Consider the following 10,723-nt stretch of genomic DNA (forward strand, 5'->3'; position numbering starts at 1 on the left):
GGTCAACGCGTTGACCGGCCGGTGGAACGGGCGGCCCGCCCGCAGCTACGGTGACGGCCGTGACCGAGACCGTCCACCAACTCCGGATCAGCCTGCTGGGCCTTGCCCCCGTGGTGTGGCGGCGCGTGCATCTGTCCTCCGACACCCCGCTGTCCGGACTGCATGCCGTCGTCCAGGTCGCCATGGGCTGGGACGACGCCCACCTGTGGCAACTGTCCTGCGGCTGGGAGGAGTACGGCCACCAGGGCATCGACGCCGACACCGTCAGCGTCGGCGAACTGCTGCCCAAGGTGGGCGGCACCGCCTCCTACCTGTACGACTTCGGTGATCACTGGCAGCACCGCATCGAGGTGGAGAAGATCCACAAGCCCGCTCCGCGCACCGCCTACCCGCGCTGCAGCGCCGGCGCCCGCGCCTGCCCGCCCGAGGACTGCGGCGGCCCCGAGGGCTACCACCACCTGCTCCGCATCCAGCGCCACCGCAAGGGCTGGCGCTACCAGGAACTGCGCGAGAGGGGCCTGCACAAATACGACCCCAAGGCGTTCGACAAGGACGAGGCCAACCGCGACTTCGCCGACCCCAGCCAGCGCTACCACCTGCCCGCCCCCTGGCAGCGGCCGGTGCGAGCCCCCGCCCCGTACCCCGGTGCCCCGGCCGGTCAAGAGCTTGACTATCCCGGCGGCGCGGCGGACGACCCGCCGCCGGAGCCCGCCGCCGAGCTGGTCAACGCGTTGACCGAGGTGCCCGGCGTCACCGAGGCCGCCGACGCCGTACTCGCCGCCCTGGACGCCGTGGAGGAGGCCCGCGAGATTCTCGGCGCCGCCCTGCGGGCCGAACAGCAGGCCACCGGCGCCAGCGCCAACAAACTCGCCGAGCGCGTACGCGGCGCCATGTCCCGCCCCCTGGTCCTGCGGGCCCTGCGCGGAGGCGACGGGCCTTTGGTTCCCCAGGCGCGTGATCGTCACCGGGGCCAGGCATGACGGTCGTGCCCCCGGCGTCGCCGGTCGTCACGCCCCGGGCAGTGACGGAAGCCGGAGCACCGGACCCGCCGTCCGGCCGCCGGGCATCTGCCACCATGGACGCCATGGCGAACGAGACGGACAAGCGGTTGCACGACCTGGAGGCGGAGGCCTTCCGCACCGGCCGCACCCTGGCCGACCTCTCCAGCAAGCTGGAGCAGATCAGCGAGCAGCAGACCACCGCGTTCGGGAACATCGACTCGCTTGCCAACGCGGTCGGCGCCCCCGGCGAATGCACGATCACCGGCCGGCTCGACGGCATCGACGAGCGGCTCGACCGCATGGAGACGCTCCTCATCGCCATCGCGCGGGCCCAGGGCATCGACCCCGCCCAGCTGCCCCCGGCGTAAAATAGAACGCGTGAGCGAAGTTGTGGCAGCGCAGGCGTCGCCGTGGCGCCCGGAGGACGGGCCGCCCCCGCGGGTGTGGTGCTGGAGCTACGCCGACCGCCCGGCGCTGTGGGTACTCACCGATGACGGCGAATGGCGCTGGGCGGTCGTCGATGCTCGCCATGACTATCCCGACGGCCGCACCGCCTATCAGGTGGCGATCACGCTGGGTGGCGGCACCTCCGCCACCAGCCGCACCGTGTGGTGGCCGCACCCGGGCCTGAGAGTGGGATGCCGCCCCACCGCCCCGGCCAGCGACCGCGCGGTACCGATCCCCGACGCCGACAGGCCTAGTACGGGGCGGGGTTGACGCGGCGGCCGCACCGGCGGACCCTGCGGACCAGCGGACACTGCCGCGCGGCGGCGCAGGAGCCCCGCCCACTCCGCCACCGGAGCCCGAGCCGGACCCCGAGGCCGAGGGCGAGAACGGGGACGGCGATGGAGCGGGATGACGACGGGCGGCGCTGGGCGGAGCCGTTCCTGCTCAAGCCCGCCCCCGTGCAGCACTCCGGGGACTCAGGCGAGCTGCGGTGCCCGGACCACCCGGACACCGCGTACATCCGGATCCTGGGCCGGGCATGGGTGTGCCCCGCCTGCCACCGCAGCGGCCCCGTGGCTTGAGCCCCGGGGCCGCTCACCCCGTGGGCAGGCGCCGCCCCAGGCCGACAGCAGGTGACGGGCCGCCTCTCCGGCCGGTCCGTCATCGGCGGCCGCCAGCTGCAGGTTGTCGAAGAAGTGCATGCGCGGAAACGCCAACAGCGGCCCTGCAATAGGCTGTTCGCGGACTTCTCCGTCAGCGCATGCGGCGGAAGGGCCTACGGGGACCTCCCGTACGTCCTCACGCCGCATGTCAGGAGGAGCACCCATGCCCGGTTCTGATGACAAGGAAGAAGAGCCGCCCGACGAGGGCGAGCAGGACCGGCAGGGAGCCCCGCCGGCAGCGCGCAAGCAGGGCGGCGCCGGACTTGTGGCCCGGTTCACCGGGTCCGCGGCCGGCCAGGTCATCGCCGAGGTCCTCGGCCTCGACGACTTGCTGTAGCGCACTGCGCCCCCCGGTGCGGTAACACCGGAGGGCGCGGGTTGGCGGAATCGCTCCCACCACGAAAGGTCACCCCCGGTATCGCGCCGGGGGTGATCGCGTCTCATGGCCTAGGCCACGTATAGAACTCTACGCCCCAACGCCTGCCCCGGACGAGTCGCCGGGGAACCGGCCGGCCCCCGGCCGCCGGGCGGTACGTGCCGTTGCTCCGCGGGCCCCTCCGGCCTTGCGGTAGCAGCGGCCCCGGGCACCAGCACCAGCAGTCGGCGCCGCCCGGCGGGGCACCTTAACCCGCACCTTTGCGATCTTGGCCGCCGGACCCTCCCGCCCACGGGGACACTCCCTGGCTGGACGAAAGCCCTGTTGCGGTACGGATCGTTGAATCCATTATGGGACGGTACAAAGCGAACAAGCCGCGCCAGGCGCGGGATCTGGGGCCGGTGTCAGAGGGCCACGTCGAGGCGTACCCCGGGGTACTGGTGACGCTGACCGGCCCATCGGCTGACACGGCGACCGCGGCGCACGAGAAGATGGCCGGCGCCCCAAAGGCGCTCGCCGACTACGTACGCACCGGCCGACACTGGCAGGTCACGGTGATGGGGCACGGCACCCCGGAGAGCATGCACGCGCGTGTGACCGAGATCCCCTCGATGGCCGAGGCCCTGCGGGTGGTGATGGCCGTGGCCGACCGGATGTTTCCGCCCGGTACGGCTCTGCTGCACACGGTGGAGCGCGACGCGCAGGCGTGGATGCCCACCTACCTCTCCGAACACGGCGCCCTGCCGCGCCAGAACGGCTGGACGGCCGTCGCCGGAGGTGACGGCCCGGACCACTCTTACGTGGCCACCGCCCGACTCTGACCCAGGCCGTGTCACGGGCGGTCGTTGGGGTGCTCGCCGCGCAGCGCGAGGTACCCGCGGTAGAACAGGCCCCGGCCGAACCACGCGGCCAGGGCGGCGCCGATCACCCAGGAAGAGCCCGGCCAGTTGCCGAGCGAGTCCACCCAGCGGATCCACTCGCGGGACAGCGCATCGGTGTCGGCCAGGGCGGGCGGGTGCAGGTCCATCGGTCCCCCGTTCAGGGCTGCGGCGCGGTAGCGGCCAGTGTGCCTGTCCCGGCGCGGCCGTGTCATCCGTACGGCTACTCAGACCGCCCGCCCAGTCTGGCTCTTGTTAAGTTGCCTTACCAAGAGCCAGAACCGCGACGAGGGGACGAGGGTGACGAACCATCATCAGCTGGCACGAAGAGCACCTAACGGAAGCACCCCCGCGGCGGCCGCCCGCGCCGGACTCTCGCCCGCGGCCCGCGCCGCCGTCGAGGCCGGCATCCCCGCCGAGACCCGCCGCGGCTACGCCGGCGACTGGGTCCGCTTCGAGCAGTGGGCGGCCGCGGCGCGGTTCTGCCCGCTGCCGTGCGCGGACGACACGCTCACCGAATACGTCACCGCCCTCACCGTGACGCCCCGCCCGCGCACCGGCCGCCCCTACAAGCCCGCCTCCATCGAACGGGCCATGGCGTCCATCGCCGTCGCCCACCACGCCGCCGGGCTGCAGCCGCCCGGTACCACCGGGGCGATCCTCGTACTGCGCGGCTATGAGAGGGAGCTGAAGGAGGCCGGCGACCCCCGCGGCCGCAGGCGCCGGGCCGCGGCCGCCACCCCGGAGATCCTGCGCAAGATGAGCGGTGCCCAGCCGAACACCGCCATCGGCATCCGTGACCGCGCCGCGCTCCTGATCGGGTTCTCCCTCGCCGCCCGTCGCAGCGAGGGCAGCCTGTTGAACTGGGAGGACTCCGCCGAGGTGGAGGCCGGATTGGAGCACGAGCTCTACCGCCCCAAGGTCAACAAGGAGGGAGCGCACGGCATCCCCTACGGCAGCCACCCCCAGACCTGCCCCGTGCGCGCGCTCCGCGCCTGGCGCCAGTGCCTGATCGAGCACGGCCGCCTGCCGCGCGGCCCGATGTTCCTGCGGATCAACCGCCACGGCCACATCGCGCACCGCATGACCCGCCACGGGGTGGAGATCGGCGACCCGTCGGGGCGGATGACGCCCGAGGGCATCGGCGAAATCGTCGAGCGCGCCGCCCAGCTCGCCGGACTCGCCGCACCCCCGCACGATCTCCTGCCCGACCTCCCGGCCCGCTTCACCAGCCACTCCCTACGACGGGGCTTCGCGAAGGAGGCCCGAGACCGGGGCGCCGACATGATCGCCGTGTGCCGCGAAGGCGGATGGGTGGACGGCTCCAAGGCAGTGGCCAACTACTTCGACGAGGACGGGATTTGGGACGAGGCCAACCCCCGCTACCGCATGGGCCTGTAGCCGGCCGGACCGGCGGCACGACGGCCAAGATCGCAAAAACGTGGGTTAAGGGCGCCCGCCCAGGTCAGCGGCCGGAAACCGACCGCAGAGATGCGGGTTAAAGGCCGCTCTTCCAGTGGCGGCGGCCCGACGGCCAAGATCGCGGAAACGTGCGTTAAGGCGGTCGCCTGGCCCACGGCGCGACGCTCCAGCTTGCCGCACATCTGTAGGTATAGATGTAACACCCCAGGTCAGCGCGCCGGAGCCCGATTCGGGCCCATCCGGGGCCCGCTGGCGCCCCGTCAGTACGATGAGCGCCATGTCCACCCCGCGCCGCCGACGACTCGGCCACGGCCCCCAGCCCCAGGCCGCCGAACCCGCGGCCGCCGTCACGGCCAGCCGTGACCGCGTACGGGCCGCCGAGGCCGACCGCCGCGACGGCCCCCGCCCCAGGGTCCGGCTCCTGGACGAGCTGGCCGAGCTCCGCGAGCGCGGCACACTCGGCACGCAGGCCACCAGGTAGGCCGCCGGCCCCGGGCCGTCCCCCGATCCGGCGAACGGCCGCGCCTCCGGCGCGAGTTGGCCCCGGCGGGGCGCGGGGACTGCTACCGTCGCAGACGCCGGACCGCCATCCGCCCGGACCCCTCCGGAGTCGGCCCCGGCGACCGCCGGACGGGATAGCGCCCCGCCCCGGCGACCGTCACAGCCCCGGCCGTGACGCAGCACCACCTCCACACCGCGACAACTCCATACCGCGCCCTAGGGCCCCCTCCGATTTGGTTACGGAGGGGGCCCTAGGGCGTTTTCGCAGGTCAGTGCATGTCACGGCAAGCCGTGACACCCCTCAAATTGGTTTAGTTTAGTTTCGTCATTAGGTTTAGTTTGGTTTGGTTTTTGGGTACGATACTAAACGTAAGGCGGCACGGGAGAGGCGAGAGAGGGAAACGGGAATGCTGCAGACCGGCGCACGGCACCAGATGACGGAACTCCCCCCGGCCCACGGCCTGTTGCTGCCGCGGGGCCTGTCGATCGAGCTCGCCTCCCAGATCCGCGGAGACCGCTGGGCCGTGGACTGCACCCGGTGCACCGGCAACCCCATCCGCGTCAGCCGCGACTACGACGACCACGGCGAGGCGTACCTGGCCGCGCTGGAGCACTACGAGGAGCGCCACCGCCTCGCCGACGACCTCCCGACGGCCGAGGAAATCGAGCAGGCCGCCGCACACGGCCTCTCCAGCGCACAGGACACCGTGCTCCGCTGGGCCAAGGACGACAAGCTGCGCGAGTTCGACGACGGTTTCTGGGGCCTGGACGTGGTCTCGGACCGGTGGGACGTCAATAAGCGGGTCGCCCGCGGCCGCGTCATCGCGTTGTGGCTCGCCGGCTACCTCGCCGTCTATGCCGCCGGCCCCCGCGCCCGGCGCTTTGCTCTGACGGACCAGGGCCGGACCGCGCTGGCGCTGTGCCGCCGCGCCCGCCGCGCAGGCGTGCTCGAATGGGCCGCCGCCGACAACACCTTTGGCCTCACCGCCGCAGACCGGCGCCGCTACCCGCTGATGAGCGAAGGCCGCCAGTTCAAGGGCGAGGAGCCCGCCCAGCCGGCGCCCGCCGAGGACGACATCAGCACCCCCGCAGCCGCGCAGGAGCCGCCCGCCGCCGAGAACGTCACACCCGAGGATGTGACGGCATCCGCCGAGCCGGAGTCCACCGTGGCCGCGAAGACCGCGAGGCCGGCCGTTGCCACCCCCAACTCCCCGTCCACCGCTGCAGACAGCGTCACACCCGACGCGGTGACGGTGGCGGACGCTGAGCCCGCCGAGGACGAGACGGCCGCGTTCGCTGCGGCGCGGATCAAGGAGATCCGCCGCTCCGTGGACGAGCAGGCCCAGCTGTTCCCCGTCGAGGCCGTGCACACCCGTCGCGTACGGCAGCGCCGCCCACCCCGCCGCCCGGCCGCCGAGCGCTTCCCCGTCGGCACCACCCACGTCACCATCCCGCGGGACCGCCTCGATCCGGAACTGGCCCGGATCCTCGCCCCGGCCGCCAGCGTCACGCCCGGCGCCGACGAGCCCACCAAGCGCACCGCGGTCCGCCAGGGCCCTGCTCCGACCGTGACAGGCGCCGCGGCCGCCGTCGCGCCCACGCTCGCCGAGGTCACGGCAGGCGAGCAATTGGCCATCAGCGCCGCGGGCCCCGGCATCATCGGGCCGGGGACCCGGATCGAGTACGTGGACCAGAGCCGCCGCTACCGCCGCAAGCACGGCCACAGCGGGGAGATCGTGTCGATCGGCCGCCGGTGCGTGTCCTGGCGCCCGCGCGGCTCCCGTCGCATCCTGCGGACGCCGCTGGCGGAGATGCGCGTGGACTACTGCGCACACGAGGTGATCGCCCTGAACCAGTTCGACCCGTCGCGCTATCGCTACTGGATCTATTGGACGCTCGCCGACCACCTGCGCTTCGGCCGCGGCGAGCACCCCGCCGCCCCGGCCCGCACGGCGCCCGCCAGGACGCCCGAGGAGCCCCGCCCGGCCGTGCAGCTCACCCTGTTCCCCGCCGGGCCCGAGGACGCCCCTCAGCGGCCTGCAGGGGCCCTTGCCGGGCCGCTGGTGGTCATCCCGTGCTCCGCGGGCAAGCTGGGCCGCCCGGCGCCCGCCGGCGAGCTCTACACCGGCAGCTACCACGCCGCGTGCCGCCGGGCCGCCGACGCGCTCACCGCCCAGGGCGGCACCGTGCTCATCCTCAGCGCCCGGTACGGGCTGGTGACACCGAATCAGGTGATCGCGCCGTACGACGTGCGGATGGGCGAGCCCGGGTGCATCACCGTCGCTGAGCTCCGCGACCAGGCCGCCCGCCTGGGCCTTGCCGACACCGCTACCGTGACGATCCTCGCCGGAGCCGCCTACGCGGCCGCCGCGCGGGCCGTCTGGCCCCACGCTCAGACCCCGCTCGCCGGCAGCCGCGGTATCGGCGAGCATCGCGCCCGACTCGCCACCCTCACCCGCCCGCAGCTCGCTACCGCGGCATGACCGCCGCCCGCCCCACCGCCGCTGACTACCGACCCAGGAGCCCCCAGATCATGACCGAGCAGACCACCCAGGCCACGGCGGACGAGACCACCTGCCGCTACCCCGGATGCTGCGAACCACCGGCGAAGTCCCAGGGACCAGGACGGCCGTCAGGATTCTGCAGCAACCCGGCCCACACCAAAGCGAGCGCGTTCAAGGAACGGCAGCGACTCAAGAAGCTGTCAGCCGAGGCCACCGGCGAGCCCGTGACCGAGGACACCGGCCGCCCCGTGACGCTGTCCGAGCGCCGCACCCGCGATCTGCTGCCCACCGTCCAGTCCCTCGCCGTGCAGCTGCAAGAGCAGTTCGGGCAGATCGCCGAGCAGCTGAGCACCCTCAGCGACCCCGGCGCGGCCGCCGCCCAGATCGAAACCGTCCAGACCGAGGCCGCCGAGAAAATCGCGCATGCCGCAGCGGAGAAGGCCAAGGCCATGGCACGGGCCGATGAGGCCGAGGCGGAGAAGGAAGAAGCCGAGGCCGCCGCCAACGAGGCCATCGCCCAAGCCCAGCAGGATCACGACGCAGCCGAGCAGGCCCGTGGCGAGGCCGCCACCTTCCGCGCCGAGCTGGAAGAGCTGCGGGAGGACACCACCGTCCGCATTACGGCGATCGAGGCCACAGCCACCCGGCGCATCGAGCAGGCCCAGGCCACGACTGAGCAGGAGACCGCACGCATCCAGGCCGAGGCTGCCGAGCAGATCCGGCAGGCGCGCGAAGCCGCTCAGCAGCACGCAGACGAGCAGATCGCCGAGGCCAGGGAGAAGGCCCGGCAGGCCGAGGACCAGGCCCAGGAGAAGCTGGACCAGGCCAAGGCCATCGAGCGCGGCGCAGAGCAGGCGCTCGCGACCATGCGCCAGAAACTCACGGACGCGGAGGCAGCAAAGGCCATCGCCGAGCAGCGCGCCGAGCAGCTCCAGGACGACCACGAGCGGATCGCACGCGAGCGCACGGAGGAGCGCGAACGCTGGGCGGAAGACCTCAATGCCGCCCGCACGCTCGGCAAGAACGAGACCAAGCGTGCGGATGACACCGCCACCCGCGAGGCAAACGCGCTCCGGCGCGAGACGACGGCGCTGGAACTGGTGGAGCAGCTGCGTACCCAGCTCGCCGAGCTAGCCAACACCGAGAAGCAGCCCACAAAAGCCACGACGGAGTAAGCCAACTGCGCGGGGGCCAGCCCCCGCACCCCCGCCAGCGCCGAGGGCGCGCTGGACCGCCCACCCCAGGGGGCGCCGCCCCCTGGACCCCCGGCAAGAACCCCGCGGCTGAGCTCGCTTCGCGTGCGGCACCGTACTCGGCCGCGGGCCGTGGACAGCAACACCGGCGCGGAGTCTCGGGTGGTGACGGCCGTGACGAGGAAAAGCCGAGGCGGAGGGGTTGCTCCCGGCGGGGGTGCAGGTGGCATACGCGCGCCAGCCCATACGGCCGCCCGCATCGTCGTGGCGTGCGGTCTATGGCTGAGGACGAGTCAGCGCAGTAAGAGTGATCCCCGTTGTCGTCAGCAGCACTCCGGCGGCACGGCCGCAGCGGCCATGGCGGGCGGTTTACATGGCCCGTGACCGGCCGTCTGCAGACCGGTCACGGTGCCGACGAGGAGGCCAGCTACGGGAGAGGGATTGGAGCTGTGCCGGTTGTCGGCCGCCGTCACTCCTCCCACAGCGTGAGCTGAGCATCCGACCGCCCGGGATCGAGGGGGAGCTCCTGCTGCCGCGATGGCGCCGGACCCGCCGAGCGCTCCGGGCGGCTCGCCGCCGTCCCGGCGGAACGTCCGGCCACCCCACCGGACGACCTAACGGAACCAGTCGGTGGACCCGTTAGGTCGTCCGGCTGGAAGAGGCGCCCGTGCTCGCCGTAGGGGTCACCGGCCAGCTGAGCCGCCGTCACCACCGCGGCGAGCGCGTCCGGATCGTACACGCCGTCTGCCACCGCCTCCAGGACCGCCGTACGGATCGCGAGGGCCGCCCGATAGGTGCCGCGGCGGTCAGCCTTGCCGACCCGCCCCATGTGCGTGATCCGATCGCGGCGACTCGCGTCGAGGAGATTCTCCGACTGGTCACCCAGCAGCAGGCACTGCGGCCGCGCGCAGATGGATCGGTCACATTCGTGGCGCACCACACACGAGGCCGGTATGGGGCCGTAGTGAGCCGCCCACATCCACCGTGACGGCCGCACCACTTCCGACCGCGTCTCCTTGACCCGCGGAGGTGCCCAGAATCTGCCGTATCCGTCATCGGCCAGTGCCCCCACGTAGATCCAGCAGTGGGACGTGACCACCAGTCGCGGCCGCATCCGGGCCCACTCGTCCGCATCCGCCCGCGGAGGCCGGTCAGCCGGCGGGCGGACCGCTTCGGGAACCGTGGGCATGGTTTACACGCTTGCGTCCGCGCGCTCCGGCACGGACTGACCCGGCACACTGCCACTTGCGCCCGGCGCAGAGTTGGACGAGTCCGAGCTCAGCTCAGGCTCTTCCGTCTGCTCTGTGCTGTCGCTGGCAGCTGCGAGCTTCACGTACGCCGCCACTTCCTTCGTCTCCAGGCCGAAGACCATCGCGGCGCGGTCGGCGCCGTAGGAGGCCACGAAGTCCGCGACGTGCCGCGCTGTCGCACTCCGGGCCGTTTCCTCCGCCTCCAGCAGCTTGTCGAAGGCAGTGAGCGCCTTGAGTTCGTTCTTCTGCTGTTCCCGGAGCTCCTGGCGACGCTGCTGAAGGCGATTGTTTCGCTGTGAGGTCATGGGGCTCATGGTAGAGGCGAATCGCCGTCGTCCGGCAGGGGTTTCCCGGCACCTCACTCCGCCGCCACACACCGGCCGCGTGCATCGCGCGGCCGCGATCCGGCCGGCAGCGCCAGTTGCTCGCCCTAACGGGACCACTTCCGCCTCCGGGCGGGGGGGGGGGGGGGGGGGGGGGGGGGGGGGG

The 10,723-nt window shown here is 72.7% G+C and carries 13 protein-coding genes; 10 read left to right on the forward strand and 3 right to left on the reverse strand.

The window, feature by feature from the left end; translation table 11 throughout:
- Positions 1–59: 59 nt before the first annotated feature.
- From AC4IJH_RS42260 to AC4IJH_RS42285, 6 genes are all read left to right on the forward strand, one after another.
- Positions 60–980, forward strand: a complete 921-nt coding sequence (locus AC4IJH_RS42260; protein WP_490857359.1) for a plasmid pRiA4b ORF-3 family protein — start codon at positions 60–62, stop codon at positions 978–980.
- A gap of 104 nt (positions 981–1,084) precedes the next feature.
- A complete protein-coding gene (locus AC4IJH_RS42265) occupies positions 1,085–1,369 on the forward strand; it encodes a hypothetical protein (RefSeq protein WP_490857360.1) in 285 nt (94 codons plus the stop codon).
- Between the two features lie 10 nt (positions 1,370–1,379).
- Positions 1,380–1,718, forward strand: coding sequence for a hypothetical protein (locus tag AC4IJH_RS42270; protein WP_490857361.1), 339 nt, complete (start codon positions 1,380–1,382; stop codon positions 1,716–1,718).
- 128 nt (positions 1,719–1,846) lie between these two features.
- A complete protein-coding gene (locus tag AC4IJH_RS42275; RefSeq protein WP_490857362.1) occupies positions 1,847–2,029 on the forward strand; it encodes a hypothetical protein in 183 nt (60 codons plus the stop codon).
- Between the two features lie 244 nt (positions 2,030–2,273).
- Positions 2,274–2,447 (forward strand): hypothetical protein, encoded by a 174-nt coding sequence (locus AC4IJH_RS42280; RefSeq protein ID WP_490857363.1) that lies wholly within the window; start codon positions 2,274–2,276, stop codon positions 2,445–2,447.
- Between the two features lie 440 nt (positions 2,448–2,887).
- On the forward strand, positions 2,888–3,307 hold the full coding sequence (locus AC4IJH_RS42285) for a hypothetical protein (RefSeq protein WP_490857364.1): 420 nt from the start codon (positions 2,888–2,890) through the stop codon (positions 3,305–3,307).
- Positions 3,308–3,318: 11 nt separating this feature from the next.
- Here AC4IJH_RS42285 and AC4IJH_RS42290 read toward each other — a convergent pair whose 3' ends face one another.
- Positions 3,319–3,513 (reverse strand): hypothetical protein, encoded by a 195-nt coding sequence (locus tag AC4IJH_RS42290; protein ID WP_490857365.1) that lies wholly within the window; start codon positions 3,511–3,513, stop codon positions 3,319–3,321.
- Positions 3,514–3,664: 151 nt separating this feature from the next.
- Between AC4IJH_RS42290 and AC4IJH_RS42295 the strand changes: the two genes are divergently transcribed.
- The 4 genes from AC4IJH_RS42295 to AC4IJH_RS42310 all read left to right on the forward strand — a co-directional run bounded on the left by AC4IJH_RS42295 (position 3,665) and on the right by AC4IJH_RS42310 (position 8,966).
- Entirely contained in the window at positions 3,665–4,765 is a 1,101-nt protein-coding gene (locus AC4IJH_RS42295; RefSeq protein ID WP_490857366.1) for a site-specific integrase, read from the forward strand.
- A 298-nt stretch (positions 4,766–5,063) separates the two neighbouring features.
- Positions 5,064–5,267: a hypothetical protein gene (locus AC4IJH_RS42300; RefSeq protein ID WP_490857367.1), complete on the forward strand. Its 204-nt coding sequence runs from the start codon at positions 5,064–5,066 to the stop codon at positions 5,265–5,267.
- Positions 5,268–5,694: 427 nt separating this feature from the next.
- Positions 5,695–7,770, forward strand: coding sequence for a DUF6884 domain-containing protein (locus AC4IJH_RS42305; RefSeq protein WP_490857368.1), 2,076 nt, complete (start codon positions 5,695–5,697; stop codon positions 7,768–7,770).
- 50 nt (positions 7,771–7,820) lie between these two features.
- On the forward strand, positions 7,821–8,966 hold the full coding sequence (locus AC4IJH_RS42310) for a hypothetical protein (RefSeq protein ID WP_490857369.1): 1,146 nt from the start codon (positions 7,821–7,823) through the stop codon (positions 8,964–8,966).
- A 487-nt stretch (positions 8,967–9,453) separates the two neighbouring features.
- Here the strand turns inward: AC4IJH_RS42310 and AC4IJH_RS42315 are convergent, their stop codons facing one another.
- Positions 9,454–10,173 carry an HNH endonuclease gene (locus tag AC4IJH_RS42315; protein ID WP_490857370.1) on the reverse strand — a complete coding sequence of 240 codons (720 nt, stop codon included), beginning with the start codon at positions 10,171–10,173 and terminating at the stop codon, positions 9,454–9,456.
- A 3-nt stretch (positions 10,174–10,176) separates the two neighbouring features.
- The gene (locus AC4IJH_RS42320) at positions 10,177–10,539 is read right to left on the reverse strand and encodes a hypothetical protein (protein ID WP_490857371.1); all 363 of its coding nucleotides are present in this window, start codon (positions 10,537–10,539) and stop codon (positions 10,177–10,179) included.
- Positions 10,540–10,723 lie beyond the last annotated feature (184 nt).

The organism is Streptomyces sp. UF-297, from assembly GCF_058245575.1.